Source organism: Pseudomonas sp. GW456-12-10-14-LB2 (genome assembly GCF_002884345.1).
GTDB classification, from domain to species: domain Bacteria; phylum Pseudomonadota; class Gammaproteobacteria; order Pseudomonadales; family Pseudomonadaceae; genus Aquipseudomonas; species Aquipseudomonas paraglycinae.
In genome coordinates this window covers 1-16,200 of the sequence record NZ_POHV01000004.1, presented here as the reverse complement: position 1 = coordinate 16,200, position 16,200 = coordinate 1, and the positions used below count along the sequence as shown (strand labels likewise).

General features: G+C 59.9%; 11 protein-coding genes. 4 read left to right on the top strand and 7 right to left on the bottom strand.

The genetic code is table 11. From position 1 onward, the window contains the following. Position 1 precedes the first annotated feature (1 nt). Both guaB and guaA read left to right on the top strand, forming a co-directional pair. Positions 2 to 1,471 (top strand): IMP dehydrogenase, encoded by a 1,470-nt coding sequence (guaB, locus tag C1X29_RS03510; protein WP_034156270.1) that lies wholly within the window; start codon positions 2 to 4, stop codon positions 1,469 to 1,471. 100 nt (positions 1,472 to 1,571) lie between these two features. After that, complete coding sequence (gene guaA / locus C1X29_RS03505) at positions 1,572 to 3,149, top strand: glutamine-hydrolyzing GMP synthase (protein ID WP_011335797.1); 1,578 nt, start codon at positions 1,572 to 1,574, stop codon at positions 3,147 to 3,149. A gap of 98 nt (positions 3,150 to 3,247) precedes the next feature. Here guaA and C1X29_RS03500 read toward each other — a convergent pair whose 3' ends face one another. Then, complete coding sequence (locus C1X29_RS03500; protein ID WP_102716886.1) at positions 3,248 to 7,552, bottom strand: membrane-targeted effector domain-containing toxin; 4,305 nt, start codon at positions 7,550 to 7,552, stop codon at positions 3,248 to 3,250. A 291-nt stretch (positions 7,553 to 7,843) separates the two neighbouring features. Here C1X29_RS03500 and C1X29_RS03495 point away from each other — a divergent pair, with 291 nt between their 5' ends. Then, entirely contained in the window at positions 7,844 to 9,220 is a 1,377-nt protein-coding gene (locus tag C1X29_RS03495) for a multicopper oxidase family protein (RefSeq protein ID WP_102716885.1), read from the top strand. Next, positions 9,220 to 9,720 carry a tRNA adenosine(34) deaminase TadA gene (gene tadA / locus C1X29_RS03490; RefSeq protein WP_102716884.1) on the top strand — a complete coding sequence of 167 codons (501 nt, stop codon included), beginning with the start codon at positions 9,220 to 9,222 and terminating at the stop codon, positions 9,718 to 9,720. Before C1X29_RS03495 ends, tadA begins: the two co-directional genes overlap by 1 nt. Positions 9,721 to 9,901: 181 nt before the next feature. Here the strand turns inward: tadA and cmoB are convergent, their stop codons facing one another. The 6 genes from cmoB to lon form a co-directional block, all read right to left on the bottom strand. Next, positions 9,902 to 10,858, bottom strand: a complete 957-nt coding sequence (gene cmoB, locus C1X29_RS03485) for a tRNA 5-methoxyuridine(34)/uridine 5-oxyacetic acid(34) synthase CmoB (RefSeq protein WP_102716883.1) — start codon at positions 10,856 to 10,858, stop codon at positions 9,902 to 9,904. Then, the gene (gene cmoA / locus C1X29_RS03480; RefSeq protein ID WP_256584320.1) at positions 10,855 to 11,562 is read right to left on the bottom strand and encodes a carboxy-S-adenosyl-L-methionine synthase CmoA; all 708 of its coding nucleotides are present in this window, start codon (positions 11,560 to 11,562) and stop codon (positions 10,855 to 10,857) included. Before cmoA ends, cmoB begins: the two co-directional genes overlap by 4 nt. A 258-nt stretch (positions 11,563 to 11,820) precedes the next feature. Continuing rightward, the gene (locus tag C1X29_RS03475) at positions 11,821 to 12,252 is read right to left on the bottom strand and encodes a hypothetical protein (protein ID WP_085745303.1); all 432 of its coding nucleotides are present in this window, start codon (positions 12,250 to 12,252) and stop codon (positions 11,821 to 11,823) included. 127 nt (positions 12,253 to 12,379) lie between these two features. Further along, a complete protein-coding gene (locus tag C1X29_RS03470; RefSeq protein ID WP_173940176.1) occupies positions 12,380 to 13,024 on the bottom strand; it encodes a lysoplasmalogenase in 645 nt (214 codons plus the stop codon). A 2-nt stretch (positions 13,025 to 13,026) separates the two neighbouring features. Further along, on the bottom strand, positions 13,027 to 13,419 hold the full coding sequence (locus tag C1X29_RS03465) for a protease inhibitor I42 family protein (protein WP_102716880.1): 393 nt from the start codon (positions 13,417 to 13,419) through the stop codon (positions 13,027 to 13,029). Positions 13,420 to 13,721: 302 nt separating this feature from the next. Then, positions 13,722 to 16,145, bottom strand: a complete 2,424-nt coding sequence (gene lon, locus C1X29_RS03460; protein WP_102716879.1) for an endopeptidase La — start codon at positions 16,143 to 16,145, stop codon at positions 13,722 to 13,724. Positions 16,146 to 16,200: the final 55 nt, after the last annotated feature.

Here is a 16,200-nt window from a genome sequence, read left to right as displayed (position 1 = left end):
GATGCTGCGTATCAGCCAAGAAGCTCTGACCTTCGACGACATTCTCCTAGTGCCCGGTTATTCCGAGGTGCTTCCTAACGAAGTCAGTCTGAAGACCCGCCTTACCCGTGGCATCGAGCTGAACATTCCTCTGGTTTCTGCCGCCATGGACACCGTTACTGAAGCCCGTCTGGCAATCGCCATGGCTCAGGAAGGTGGCATCGGCATTATCCACAAGAACATGACCATCGAGCAGCAAGCTGCCGAAGTTCGCAAGGTCAAGAAGTTCGAAGCCGGTGTGGTCAAGGACCCAATCACCATCGAGGCTGACGCCACGGTTCGTGATCTGTTCGAACTGACCCGCATGCACAACATTTCCGGCGTTCCGGTTCTGCACGATGGCGACCTGGTCGGCATCGTCACTTCCCGTGACGTGCGTTTCGAAACCCGTCTGGAAGCCACTGTTCGTGAAGTGATGACGCCCAAAGAGCGTCTGGTCACTGTTCGCGAAGGCGCCGACAAGAACGAAGTCCGCGAGCTGCTGCACAAGCACCGCCTGGAAAAAGTCCTGATCGTCGACGACAAGTTTGCCCTCAAAGGCATGATGACCGTCAAAGACATCGAGAAAGCCAAGGCCTATCCGCTGGCCAGCAAGGACGATCAAGGTCGTCTGCGCGTCGGCGCTGCGGTCGGTACCGGTAAAGACACTGGTGACCGCGTTGCCGCCCTGGTCAATGCCGGCGTGGACGTGGTGGTGGTCGACACCGCTCATGGTCACTCCAAAGGCGTGATCGACCGCGTTCGCTGGGTCAAAGAGAATTTCCCTGAAGTGCAGGTGATCGGCGGCAACATCGCCACCGGCGCAGCCGCCAAGGCTCTGGCCGAAGCTGGCGCCGACGCGGTCAAGGTCGGTATCGGCCCTGGCTCGATCTGCACCACCCGTATCGTCGCCGGTGTCGGCGTTCCGCAAATCAGTGCCATCGCCAACGTTGCCGCTGCCCTCGAAGGCACCGGCGTTCCGTTGATCGCCGACGGCGGCATCCGTTTCTCCGGTGACCTGTCCAAGGCCATCGTTGCCGGTGCTTCCTGCGTGATGATGGGCTCGATGTTTGCCGGTACCGAAGAAGCACCGGGCGAGATCGAACTGTTCCAGGGCCGTTCGTACAAGGCTTATCGCGGCATGGGTTCGCTGGGCGCCATGTCCCAGGCTCAAGGTTCCTCCGACCGTTACTTCCAGGACTCCTCGGCAGGCGCCGAGAAACTCGTTCCGGAAGGTATCGAAGGCCGTGTTCCTTACAAGGGCACCCTGAGCGCGATCATTCACCAGTTGATGGGCGGTCTGCGTTCCTCGATGGGTTACACCGGCAGCGCCAACATCGAAGAAATGCGCACCAAGCCCGAGTTCGTGCGGATCACCGGTGCCGGCATGGCCGAATCCCACGTCCACGACGTGCAGATCACCAAAGAAGCGCCAAACTACCGCGTAGGTTGAGGCTTCAAGCAAAACGTTAAATGACCGGGGCTGTTTTATTCAGCCCCGAGTCGTTTCTGAATCAAAGACTGTTTCTGAATTACTTAGACGAGACTGAATCATGGCCCTCGACATTCACGCTCACCGCATCCTGATCCTCGACTTCGGTTCGCAATACACCCAACTGATCGCCCGCCGCGTGCGCGAGATCGGTGTGTACTGCGAACTGCACCCGTTCGACATGGACGAAGATGCGATCCGCGAATTTGCGCCAAAAGGCGTGATCCTCGCCGGCGGTCCCGAGTCCGTGCACGAAGCCAACAGCCCGCGCTGCCCGCAAGCGGTATTCGACCTGGGCGTACCGGTCTTCGGTATCTGCTACGGCATGCAGACCATGGCCGAGCAACTGGGCGGCAAGGTTGAAGGCTCCGAACTGCGTGAGTTCGGTTATGCCCGCGTTGACGTGGTGGGCAAGAGCCGCCTGCTCGACGGCATCGAAGACCACATCGACGCCGACGGCCTGTTCGGCCTCGACGTGTGGATGAGCCACGGTGACAAGGTCACCAAGATGCCAAGCGATTTCCACATCCTGGCTAGCACCCCGAGCTGCCCGATCGCTGGCATGTTCAACGACGAGCGCGCTTACTACGGCGTGCAGTTCCACCCGGAAGTGACCCACACCAAGCAGGGCGGTCGCATCCTGTCGCGTTTCGTTCTCGACATCTGCGGCTGCGAAGCCCTGTGGACTCCGTCGAAGATCGCCGAAGACGCCATCGCCAACATCCGCGCACAGGTCGGTACCGACAACGTGCTGCTGGGTCTGTCCGGCGGTGTGGACTCCTCGGTGGTTGCGGCACTGCTGCACAAGGCCATCGGCGACCAGCTGACCTGCGTCTTCGTCGACAACGGCCTGCTGCGTCTGCACGAAGGCGAGCAGGTGATGGCCATGTTCGCCGAGAACATGGGCGTCAAGGTGATCCGCGCCAACGCGGAAGACCAGTTCCTGAACAACCTGGCCGGCGAAGCCGATCCGGAGAAGAAGCGCAAGATCATTGGCCGCACCTTCATCGACGTGTTCGATGCCGAATCCTGCAAGCTGGACAACATCAAGTACCTGGCTCAGGGCACTATCTACCCGGACGTGATCGAGTCGGCTGGCGCGAAAAGCGGCAAGGCCCACGTGATCAAGTCGCACCACAACGTGGGCGGCCTGCCGGAAGAAATGAACCTGAAACTGGTCGAGCCACTGCGCGAACTGTTCAAGGACGAAGTCCGTCGTCTGGGCCTGGAACTGGGCCTGCCGTACGACATGGTCTACCGTCACCCGTTCCCGGGCCCGGGCCTGGGCGTGCGCATCCTTGGTGAAGTGAAGAAGGAATACGCCGACCTGCTGCGTCGCGCCGACCACATCTTCATCGAAGAACTGCGCAAGGCCGACTGGTACCACAAGGTCAGCCAGGCCTTCGTAGTGTTCCAGCCAGTGAAATCGGTTGGCGTGGTCGGCGATGGCCGCCGTTACGCCTGGGTCGTGGCCCTGCGTGCCGTGGAAACCATCGACTTCATGACCGCGCGTTGGGCACACCTGCCTTACGAGCTGCTGGAAACTGTCAGCGGCCGCATCATCAATGAAATCGAAGGCATCTCCCGCGTCACTTACGACGTGTCGAGCAAGCCGCCGGCGACCATTGAGTGGGAGTGATCCTGCACAAGCCCTGATGGCTTGAGGTCAGGACCAACAAAAAGCCGCGTGAAACGATGTTTCACGCGGCTTTTCTGTTTCTGGCTTTCAGTGGCTGATTACAACGGTCTGGACCAACCCGCCAGTTTCATGCCTCGCTCATCAAGCGCCTTGAGCAGCGCCTTGATACTGGCGAAGCGCTTTTCATGGACGCTGGGCCATTCGGGGCGTTCAATGAAAACGCGGTTGGATTCGAAGTGGATATCGGTGCGCACGATCGCATTGGCGCGGCTGCGATGAACCAGAAAGGTTTCCCGCAATTCCCTTTTCAAGGTGTACAGACCCGGTCGGGAAAGTAGCCGTCCGATGTCTGAGGTCGTCCGGGCGTACCACGGTGTTTCGACTTGCAGGCGCAGGTCACCTTTTACGAATGCCTGGTTCTTGCCCATTTGATCGGCAAGACTTTTACCGGGATCCGCTTCGATACCGCCGGATTGACCTTCAGCGACATCTTCGGCGCGCAGACCGACGACGCCTTCCAGCTCGCTGACACCGGCAACGCCTTCGAACGTGTTCGAGTGGGAGTTCCCCATCAGTGCCACCCAGTTATGCGGCCCGCGAGCCGCCTGGTCAGCCTCGATCACGGTGTGAGCGTAGTAGTTCATCATTCTCTGGCGTGCCGACGGATCCGCCGTTCTCATTCCTTCAACCCGATAACTGGCCAGGCAGTCGATGGCCTGAACGCGTATCCCGTTGCGATTGGCTTCCTTGACCAGATCGAGAAAGGTGTAGCGTTGCAGCGGATCGGTCACGTGACCACTGTCGAGCTGAATCAGATAGTTCTCCAGATCCCGCGGCATGACCGATGTCCTGGCGTAATTATCCAGCGCGGCCTGATGGAAGTCCGTGAGCAGGTGCTCGGAGTAAAGCGTCTTCACACCCTTGTTGGCCAGGGTTTGCATATTGTCCATCAGCCATTGCTTGCTGCCGATTTCGGCATGGCTTTCGCCAATGACCAGACCGCGAAACTCTGTGAATACCCGCTCGATGAATGCTTGTCCCGACAGTCCTGTGGTTAGCGAATCCATTGATGGGCGTACGGGAAGATGCAGCTCGGCATAGAAACGTACTGCTGCTTCATGCAGTTGTTTTCGCAGCGTCTTGAATGTATCGAGGGGTGAATTGCCGCCCCATGAAGCGACGGAGTCGTTCAACAGTGAGGCGTCATTGCCCCGCGCCACGTTTTTCAGTTCGGCACGGGCCTGCACCGCGATCTCATACGGCGAGGTGAAGCGGGGTGGATCCTTGATCGTCAAATCCGGGGCGGGTGGCGCTTCAATCGCCGGGATGGACGGCTGAATGTCTGGCAGTTGACCGGGCGTAGCGGTGGGATCAATGCGCACGTGTACCTGCGTGAGGCCTTCATGTTCTATGGCTTGCAACGGTTCATGCAGGCTGTCGAAGTGGCGCCCGCTGATGGCTGACCATTTCGGCCGGAGGATGGAGAAACCGGCGCTGTCCTGCTGAATCGGTGTACGCACCAGACTGCCATCGCCACTGCGGTGAACAAGGGTGGAGGGCTCCTGCACCATGAACATGCCGCGCCTGGGGAGCGCCTCTTCAAGCGAGCGAGCTGTTGCCGTCGCGGGCGGTGCGCTCAGTTGCAGGCGAAGATCGCTTTTCAATTCGTCGAAGGGACGTCCCAGGATGTCTTTGACTTTTTTGCCCGGGTCAGCTGTAAGCCCCTGAGCCTGACCCAATGCACTTTCATCAACGCGCAATGCCACCGCCCCTTCCAGCTCACTCAGCCCTGCAACGTTGTCGAAGCTGCTGGCGCGGGCCTCATCAACCAGTGCGATCCAGCGATGAGCACCTCGTGCGGCCTGGTCGGCCTGAATCACCGTGTCCGAGTAGTAATTCATCATTTTTCGGCTGCTGGCTTCGGTAGTACCTTCCATCCGTGGAAAGCGCCGGGTCGCCATGCTGTCGATCGCTTGTACGCGGATGTGATTCTTCTGTGCGCCTTTTACCAGCTCGGTGTAGGAATACGGTCCGGCAGGGTCGGTCTTGAACCGCGCATCCAAAGCCTTCAGGTACCGCTCGAGAGCCGGCGGCATCTTGCCGCTCTGGTGAAAAACATCCAGATCCGCTTGATGGAAATCCGTGAGCAAGTGATCCAGGTAAAGGGTTCTGACCTTCTGTTTGTTCAGCACTTTGAGATTGTCGACAAGGGTCTGTCTAGCACCGATGGCAGAACTGTCCTGACCGATTACGAGGCCGGTGCCGTCCTTGAACAGGCGCTTGGTCATTTCGGCAAACGGCGTCGTGGGTTTGAAGAGTGGGACGGCCGGACGCGGGGGGAATTCGGTGGCGGCATAGGCGTTGATGGCATCGTCGTAGAGCCCGCGACGCAGGGTTTTGAAGTCTTGATAGAAACGGTCGCTGCTGTCCTGTGGATCCAGCGGGAAATCATCGACCTGAGCTTCGGCAACGGGTTGCAGCGCCGATCGCGATGCTTGCGGCACATCGTACGTCAGTGGTTGCATCTCCACTTCCGGCAGTGGGTCGGCCGTGTGTCCGAAGGGCCACTTGCCGAAAATTTTCATGCCACCCTTGAGTCCGGGACGGGCCACCGGTTCCCACCTGAGCGCTTCGTTCAAGCGAACCGGGACGTTGCGGTAAAACGAGAAAGGATTGGCCGGATCAATAATGACCCAGCCGCGTAATTGCTCGACATAACGCACCTGATAAAAGCCGTCGCTTCCTGCGCGGCGCATGTAAATGTAACGCTTGCCCGACGCGGCCAGGATGATCTCCTGCAGTTTGGAATCACCGGTTTCAACGCGGGTGCCTTCGGTGATTTCAGTCTTGAATGAAGCAAGGAGGTCCTCGGGCTGCGCGGGCAGGATGCGCGTCGGGGCGATTTCCTCCAACGCAGGCAATGGGGGGCGGGCAATCGCCGCTTCGGCAAGTTTTTCTTCCGGTGCGAAGACCGTGCTGGCCTCGGCTATTTCCGGGAGACGGCCACTGCCCTTGAGGAAGGTGGCGTTGAAAAGGGTATCGATGGTCGCGAAGATGGCGCCCGTCACTGCAGACTTGCGTTCACCGGGTGTTTTGCCATTGACCGCCTGATCAATCTGCAACCCGACATTGGCGATGCCGGCACCCACGACGGCCAGTGCCACGGGCCAGCCGACAGCGGCCATCGGACCGAACATGCGACCGAAAGCGTTGAGATAGCCGATCCACAGCTTTTTCCGCAGATCGCCATTGGTGTGCATCATGAACGTGGCGTCGCTGATCATCCTGGCGTGAGTGGCGCTGGCGAGGAAGGTGAAGGCGTCGCTCTTGAACGTCTCGCTGGTGTGTTCGATCAGGGAGTGATCGGCGCAGTCCCAGGCGCTGACCAGCAGATCCAGGACATGATTGAGCCCGACATTTTCGACATGCGGCGGGCGGAATATCTCAGTGAGCAGATATGTCCCGGGACTCAACAGGGGGAGCCACCCCGGTTTCGCAGCGTCGCGCCATGAGGTGTCTTCCATGATGTCGTGATCGGCCACTTGAAAATGCGCGAGGAAACGTTGGCGGTCAGCCGGTTTACGGGTTTGCGACAACACCCACCAATGCAGGTCCTCCGCTGTCTCGAAGGCATGCAGGCCCCAGACTTCCCCAGGGGTGTAGAGGATCTTTCGGCCATTGACGTCGGTGATGCACAGAATATCGGTCGCTACATAACCCCCCACCTTCAGCAGGCTCAGATGCATTCCCTTGGCGGGCGCCGCATCCTCCTCCAGCATCTGCAACGTGACGGGCCAGCTCACATTGCCGGCGACAGCCTTGACCACGGTTCGGAAGTTTTCGTCCGACAACCGGCCACCTTCGCGATCCTCCATGGCCTGGGCAATAAAGGTGCACTTGGCCAGGCTGCGAAATGTCCTGGTGTGTTTTTTCCAGAACGAGGCGACCTTTTGATTGAACAGATCGGCAAAGTTGATCGCCCAGAAATCCTTCAGCACCTCGTTGCCGTGCAACCGCACTTCATTGGTCTCGTCGAAGTCCTCGGCGTCCGGTCCGGTCGTGTAAAAGCCCCCATCGACATCGAGCATGTCCGAGTTGTCCTGATCACCGACGCGGAACCGCTGGATCACCAGTTGCGGCAAGGTCATGGACTCGGTTGGCCGGGCACCATGATGTTCCCAGCCCGTGAAGGCTTTCCAGCTGCTGCTGGAGAACTTGAAGCGGTGCCAGTAAACCTGTTCAGGATCCAGATGATCCACGCCATGTTTGCGCAGGATATCCCTGGCGATATCACTGGCCATTTCGTACATGTCGGGGCAGGCCTGAACCAGTGCGGGTACCAGATTTTTCAGGGCCAGTTTGTCGGCAACATTGGGTAGTGCAGTGTTTTCGGATGTGTCCACGGTCTTTCCTTGAGGGTGGTACGGATGGGACCGGATCATTTCAGGCGGGCGTAGGAAGGGTCTGTCGGCTGTCGTGTGTAACGGGTGTCGGAACAATAGGTATGACGTATGGGAAAAGGATCAGGATCCAGTACGAAAACCCGGCAATTTGCAGCAGTTGAGTCCTGCTTTTCGCTCTGAGGAACTGCGGCCAGTCGCCGCGTCGCCCTTACTGTTTCTCATCTGCGGGTGTATCGTATTCGCCCTTTCGGGCCTGCGGGCCCGCCGCAGATACGTGAGGTAGTTGAGTTCATGTCCTTTACCCGTCGCCAAATCCTCGGTGGCCTGGCCGGTCTTGTTGTCGTTGGCGTAGGAGCGGGGGGCGCGTCGCGTTACTGGCTGGGCAAGATGGCCGATGCCGATGCGGGGCATGACTACGAGCTGATCGCCGCGCCACTGGACGTCGAGCTGGTGCCAGGGCACAAGACCGAAGCCTGGGCGTTTGGCCCATCGGCGCCGGGCACCGAATTACGCGTGCGTCAGGGCGAGTGGTTGCGGGTGCGCTTCATCAACCATCTGCCGGTCGCGACGACCATTCACTGGCACGGCATCCGCCTGCCGCTGGAGATGGACGGCGTGCCGTACGTTTCGCAATTGCCGGTGCTGCCGGGCGAATACTTCGATTACAAATTCCGTGTGCCGGACGCTGGCAGCTACTGGTATCACCCGCACGTCAGCAGCAGTGAGGAACTCGGTCGCGGGCTGGTCGGGCCGTTGATTGTCGAGGAGCGCGAGCCGACCGGGTTCAAGTACGAAAAGACCCTGAGCCTGAAGAACTGGCACATCGACGACGAAGGCAACTTCGTCGAGTTCAGCATTCCGCGCGAAGCGGCCCGTGGCGGTACGGCGGGGCGGCTGTCGACCATCAACGGCGTGCCTACGCCGGTGATCGAGTTGCCGGCGGGGCAGATCACCCGCGTACGCCTGCTCAACCTCGACAACACCCTGACCTATCGCATCAACATTCCTGGTGTCGAAGCGCAGATCTATGCGCTGGACGGCAACCCGGTCGAGCCGCGCCCGTTGGGCAAGGAATACTGGCTGGGTCCGGGCATGCGCATCTGCCTGGCGATCAAGGCACCACCGGCCGGGGAGGAACTGTCGCTGCGCAACGGCCCGGTTCGCCTGGGCACCCTGCGGTCGGTGGCCAACAATGACTCGCCGACCGACTGGCCGAAAGCACTGCCGGCCAACCCGGTGGCCGAGCCGGACCTGGCCAATGCCGAGAAACTCAACTTCAATTTCGAATGGGTCGGTTCGGTGTCGGTGAATGTTGACAACGGCAAGCCGCCGAGCCTGTGGCAGATCAACGGCAAGGCCTGGGACATCACCGACAAGACCTGCGCCGACCGGCCGATCGCCAGCCTGAAACTGGGCCAGAGCTATATTTTCGAACTGAAGAACATGACCCAGTACCAGCACCCGATCCACCTGCACGGCATGAGCTTCAAGGTGATTGCGTCGAACCGGCACAAGATCGTGCCGTATTTCACCGACACGTATCTGCTGGGCAAGAACGAGCGCGCGCAAGTGGCGCTGGTGGCGGATAACCCGGGGGTGTGGATGTTCCACTGCCACGTGATCGACCACATGGAAACCGGCCTGATGGCCGCCATCGAGGTGAAGTGATGCGCCAGATTCGCCCCGCGGCGATCATCGACCGCAGCCGAGACCGCGACTTCATGCGCGAGGCGCTGGAGCTGGCGGCCCAGGGTGCAGCTCTCGGCGAAGTGCCGGTGGGCGCGGTGCTGGTGCAGGATGGCGAAATCATCGGGCGCGGTTTCAACTGTCCGATCAGTACCAGCGACCCGAGTGCGCATGCGGAAATGGTCGCGATTCGCGCCGCTGCACAGGCTGTGAGCAACTATCGTCTGCCGGGCAGCACGCTCTACGTGACGCTGGAACCGTGCAGCATGTGCGCCGGGCTGATCGTGCATTCGCGGGTTGCGCGGGTGGTGTATGGCGCGCTGGAGCCCAAGGCCGGGATTGTGCAGAGTCAGGGACAGTTCTTCACTCAGGGCTTTCTCAACCATCGAGTGTTGTATGAAGGCGGGGTGTTGGCGGAGGAGTGTGGGGCGGTGTTGACCGAGTTCTTCCGAGCTCGCCGAACCAAAAGCCCCTCACCCTAACCCTCCCGAAACGTCGGACCGCCCGGAGGGAGAGGGGACTGACCGAGGTGACAGATGACGTTACGCCGTCCTGAGATTTTTGAGTCGAACTCAAGTTTTGAAAAGCACACGTATCGGCTCCCTCTCCTTGGGGAGAGGGCTGGGGTGAGGGGGGGCTCACCGCGGAGTTTGGGAGAGCGGGTTATTTCTTCGCGACAATTACGGCCCGCATCGGCGCCGGCAACCCTTCGATCGTCTTGCTGTGATCTTCCGGATCAAGGAAATCACTGAGCGACTGATACTTCATCCACTCGGTCCCGCGCTGTTCTTCGACGGTTGTCATGCTCACATCCACGCATTTCACATCCGTGAACCCCGCACGCCGCAGCCACAACTCCAGCGCCGGCACCGATGGCAGGAACCACACATTACGCATCTGCGCATAACGATCTTCCGGCACCAGCACCTGATGCTTGTCGCCTTCGACCACCAGCGTCTCCAGGACCAGTTCGCCGCCTTTCACCAGGCAATCTTTCAGCGCCAGCAAATGCTCGATCGGCGAACGACGGTGATAGAACACACCCATCGAAAACACCGTGTCGAAACCTTCCAGATTCGGCGGCAGGTCTTCGAAAGGGAACGGCAGGTGCCAGGCATTCGGTTCTGACAGATAACGCTGCACCGCCTGGAACTGGCAGAAGAACAGCCAGTTCGGGTCGACGCCGATCACGCTGTCGGCGCCGGCGCCGAGCATGCGCCACATGTAGTAGCCGTTGCCGCAACCGACATCGAGAATGCGTTTGCCCTTCAGATCCAGATGCGGAGCGACCCGCGACCACTTCCAGTCCGAGCGCCATTCGGTGTCGACGTGCACGCCGAACAGATCGAACGGCCCCTTGCGCCACGGCGACAGGCCCATCAGCGCGGTGCGCATCTGTGCGCGGGTTTCGTCGTCGCAATCGGTGTCCAGTTTCAGGCCGTCGAGCAGGTCGACTTCGGTCGGCTGGATCTTCGGCAAGGCGTCCAGCGCACTTTGCCAGCGCTCCAGATCGCCGTGACCTTTCTCCATTTTCTTGTCGAGCTGCACTTGCAGGGTGTTGGCCCATTCGGCCAGCGGCGTGCCGGCCAGACGGCGGGCGAGGGGAGACAGATCAATCATGGCAAGGCAATCAACGAGGCAAAGTTAAGACACTGGAACCACGGCACGACTTTCGAGAACCCGGCAGCCAGCAGGCGCTCACGGTGTTCTTCGAGGCTGTCGGGCTTCATGACATTTTCGATGGCGCTGCGCTTCTGGGCGATTTCCAGTTCGCTGTAGCCGTTGGCGCGCTTGAACGCGACGTGCAGGTCGGTCAGCAGCGCGTGTTCTTCGGCATCGTTGAAGCGCAGCTTCTCCGACAGGATCAGCGCGCCGCCCGGCAGCAACGATTGGCGGATGCGTGACAGCAACGCCGTACGCTGATCCGGGGCAATGAATTGCAGGGTGAAGTTCAACGCCACCACCGAGGCCGGTTTGAAGTGGAGGGCGAGGATGTCGCCTTCGATCACTTCGACCGGCAGCAACTCCTGGAACATCGAATCCTGACCGTTGAGGTACTCGCGGCAGCGCTCGACCATCGCCGCCGAGTTATCCACCGCGATCACACGGCAACCGTCGGTGCGTACGTGGCGACGCAGGGCCTGGGTCACCGCACCCAGCGAGGCGCCAAGGTCGTAGAGCACGCTGTTCGGCTGGGCGAACTGCGCCGCGAGCACGCCGAGGTTCTCGACGATGGTCGGATAACCCGGCACCGAACGCTTGATCATGTCCGGGAACACCCGCACCACGTCTTCGTTGAAGGCGAAGTCAGGCACCTGGGCCATCGGCTGGGCGAAAATGCGATCGGGTTCTTTGCTCACGGCGGTTCCGGCGGTGTCGATGAAAAGGCCGGCATTTTAGCCAAACTGGCGCGCAGATGCGCGGGTTGTCTGATAAACCGTGTGTGGGGCGTGGGAGGGAGGCCTTGTGTGAATCGGGTTCATTCTGCTGTTTCAGGACATCACACGTCGTCAGACTCAGGCTCTTGCAACCGCAGGGCTTGCGGCCTGAGTCTGACGTTTATATCAGGGAGAGTTTTTTGATTATCGACTGCGCGAATTGGTGGTGCTCCACTCCACGTCGAACAGCCCATTTACTCTGATACCGGGGTTGTTGCCACCTGCGTAATCCTCTTTCGTCTGAATGTCGTACACACCGTAAATGTGCTGGGACGAATGATCGACCGTGAGGTTCAGGGTCATGGATATTGGGGTGTAACGGATATTGGCCCAGCCAGTCAGTACTCCGACTTGAACTCCAGGGCTACCGAGCGAGTATTGTCCGCTCTTGATAGCGGGATTAAATTTAAAGATGATTTGCTCAAGTTGATGCTCGAAGTCGTTCCGTGCCCCATAGATTTCGAGATCCCTCCCCGAGTAACCATTCGCATAGAAAAACTTGTCTGCCTCACCGCTATCAATTTGGTAAGTGAACGAATTGGCTGCCGCATTGGATGAAGCGCTCTGAGTGCCCATATTCAATTCCTCTGATGTGCGACAGAAGGAAGTACAGTCGCTGACGCAGTTTAGGAATGGAAAAGATCGGCTGGTAACTGTCAGAACTTACAGTTTTTAATTCTATTTAGTTATTGATGGCGGATTTTTAGTTCATTCTCTCAATTTTTATTTGGAAAGTGGAGGCGGTAATACCCCATTGCCCTAACCAGTAACTGAGGATGATGACGTATGGCGCACCGTGGAATGGTGAGACGAAACGGTCGATACCGATCACGCTGTCGGAAAACACGAACGCCACCGCGCCGCCCGCCGCCAGTAATGCCGAACGTTGTGGTACGCCGCTGCCGAGTCGGGCGAGAGCGCGCCAGAGCATGGCGCTGATGGCCGTTCCGTAGACGATCACTGGCACGGTCAACGGGCCGAGTCCGCTGCTGATCAATATGCCCAACAACACTGCACCCACGCTGAGGGCCAGGATCAGCGGCAGCAGGGCCAAACGTCGGCAATCACTAAGGTAAGCCTTGAGATACGCCAGATGCGCGACCAGAAACGCACCCAGGCCAAACACGAACAAATCCCCCGGCCACGCCAGCAACACATCGCCGATCAACGAGAAAATCAGACCGAGGCTGATCCAGCGCCGATAGTCGCTCGGTGGCGCATCGTGCAGCCAGCCGAGCAACGCCAATACCGGCAGCGGTTTGACCAGCAGGCAAAGCAGCGCCGCGTGGGTGCTGACGCCATAGAGAAAGGTCACGGCGCCCATCAGCGCGAGGATCAGCCAGCCCACGATCAGTTCACCGAAATGGCGCAGTCAAAGGTTTCCACCGGCAACACTTCCGGCGCCCAAGGCTGTTGCGAAGTCAGGCGCAGACGGCCGGTGCCGGGGGCAAACGCCTGGAAGCGCCAGGTCGAGAGACCGGCCGCGCCGACCACGCCGGCGTCTTCCGGATTGCTGTAGACCTCGGGGCTGAGGGCGCGCAATACGCCGCCGGCGGAATCCTGGATGGCCCAGCGGTAGCCGGTGGTGGGGTTGCTCGGGAGCATGACGATCAGGTTTTGCCCGTTGGTGAGGCGCACCGGGCATTCGCTCTGTTTTTCCACGGTCACGTTGGTTTTCGGTTGCGTGGCACAGGCGGCCAGCAGGGCGAGGGACAGGGGGACAAACAGGCGAAGGGGGGACATGGATTCAGTGGCTCCGGCGTTGGCGACGAACGGCGAGCATAACTGAAGATGAGACAAAGTGTGACAACGCCACCCCTCACCCTAACCCTCTCCCAGAGGGAGAGGGGACCGACCGAGGTGTCTTTTGGGATACATCGACCTGAAAGATCGAGTTGATTACGGATTCAGTGAAGAGCTTTCAGGTCGGCGTATCTCTTAAATATCCCCCACTCGGCTCCCTCTCCCTCCGGGCGGTCCGACGTTTCGGGAGGGCCGGGGTGAGGGGCTGCGATGCCAGCCCCCCTCAATACCTCAAGACGAAATCAAAAAAGCACCTTCGCTACATCCGCAAACTTCTTGGCGAAATGCACGGTAATGCCTTCCTTCAGGTAGTCCGGCAACTCTTCAAAGTTTCCGCGATTCGGCTCCGGCAGAATCAACTCGAAGATCTTCTGCCGCCGCGCCGCAATCACCTTCTCGCGCACTCCGCCAATCGGCAGTACATGCCCGGTCAGCGTCAATTCACCGGTCATCGCCACGCCTTTTTTCGGCGCCTGATTACGGGCGAGGGAGAGCAGGGCGCTGGCCATGGTCACGCCGGCGCTCGGGCCGTCTTTCGGTGTCGCGCCTTCCGGCACGTGCAGGTGGACGAAGGCTTCGTCGAAGAACTTCGGATCGCCACCAAAAGATTTGAGGTGCGAACTGACGTAGCTGTAGGCGATCTCCGCCGACTCCTTCATCACATCGCCCAGTTGCCCGGTGAGTTTGAAACCGCGATTGAGCGTGTGAATCCGCGTGGCTTCGATCGGTAAGGTCGCGCCGCCCATGCTGGTCCACGCCAGGCCGGTAATCACGCCGGTGCCGGACAGCACTTGCTCGTTGCGGAACACCGGATGACCAAGGGACGCTTCGAGGTCTTTCGGCCCGATCTTGATCACCGCTTTCGGATCGTCGATCAGTTTCATCACCGCTTTGCGCACCAGTTTGCCCATCTGTTTTTCCAGCTGGCGCACGCCGGCTTCACGGGCGTAACCGTCAATCAAGGCTTTGAGCGCCGTGTCGCTGATGCTCAGGCTGCCCTTGGACACGCCGGCCTTTTCCAGCAGTTTCGGCCACAGGTGACGCTTGGCGATGGCGACTTTTTCTTCGGTGATGTAGCCCGACAGGCGAATCACTTCCATCCGGTCCAGCAACGGGCCGGGAATCGAATCCAGGGTGTTGGCGGTGCAGACGAACAGGACTTTCGACAGGTCCATCCGCAGGTCCAGATAGTGGTCGAGGAATTCGACGTTCTGTTCCGGGTCGAGGGTTTCCAGCAGCGCCGAGGCCGGGTCGCCCTGGTAGCTCTGGCCCATCTTGTCGATCTCGTCGAGCATGATCACCGGGTTCATCACTTCGACGTCTTTCAACGCCTGCACGAGTTTGCCCGGCTGCGCGCCGATGTAGGTGCGGCGGTGGCCCTTGATCTCGGCTTCGTCGCGCATGCCGCCGAGGCTAAAGCGGTAGAACGGCCGACCAAGGGATTCGGCGATCGATTTGCCGACGCTGGTTTTACCCACGCCCGGCGGGCCGACCAGCAGCACGATGGAGCCGCTGATCTCGCCTTTATAGGCACCGACCGCGAGGAATTCGAGGATCCGGTCCTTGATGTCGTCGAGGCCGGCGTGGTGTTTGTCGAGCACCTTGCGCGCGTGCTTGAGGTCGAGTTTGTCCTCGCCGTACACGCCCCACGGCACCGAGGTTGCCCAGTCGAGGTAGTTGCGGGTGACCGCGTATTCCGGCGATCCGGTTTCGAGGATCGACAGTTTGTTCATCTCTTCTTCGAGGCGCTTCTGCACTTGCGTCGGCAGCACTTTGCCTTCCAAGCGCTGCTCGAACTGTTCGAGGTCGGCGCTGCGGTCGTCCTTGGTCAGGCCGAGTTCCTGCTGGATGACCTTGAGCTGTTCTTTCAGGAAGAACTCGCGCTGGTGCTCGCCGATCTTGCGGTTCACTTCGGCGGAGATTTCTTTCTGCAGGCGCGCGACTTCGACTTCCTTGCGCAGCATCGGCAGGACTTTTTCCATGCGCTTGAGCATTGGCACGCAGTCGAGCACTTCCTGCAGCTCATTACCTGTCGCCGAAGTGAGGGCGGCGGCGAAGTCGGTCAGCGGCGACGGATCATTGGGGCTGAAGCGGTTGAGGTAGTTCTTCAGCTCTTCGCTGTACAGCGGGTTGAGCGGCAGCAGTTCCTTGATCGCGTTGATCAGCGCCATGCCGTAGGCCTTGACCTCGTCGGTCGGCTCGGTGGGCTGGTGCGGGTATTCGACTTCCACTAGGTACGGCGGGCGATGGTGTTTGAGCCAGGTCTTGATGCGCACGCGACTCAGGCCCTGGGCGACGAATTGCAGTTTGCCGTTTTCGCGGCTGGCGTGGTGCACCTTGACCAGGGTGCCGTATTGCGGCAATGCCTTGGTGTCGAAGTGGCGCGGGTCTTCCTGGGGCGTGTCCATGAAGAACAGGGCCAGGGAGTGGTGTTCGGATTTGCTGACCAGTTCGAGGGTTTCGGCCCAGGGTTCTTCGTTGACGATGACCGGCAGGACCTGGGCCGGGAAGAACGGGCGGTTGTGGATCGGGATGATGTAGACCTTGTCCGGCAGGTTCTGGCCGGGCAGGGCGAGGCCTTTGCCGGGGACGTGGTGTTCGATGTGTTCGGCGTCGGTTTCGGTGATGTCGTCGGGGTTCTCGGGGAATTCTTGCTGGTCGCTCATGGGGCACCTGCGCAATTGGGTATGGCTGTTAGATGGGGCAGGGGTTGGGTGGTTT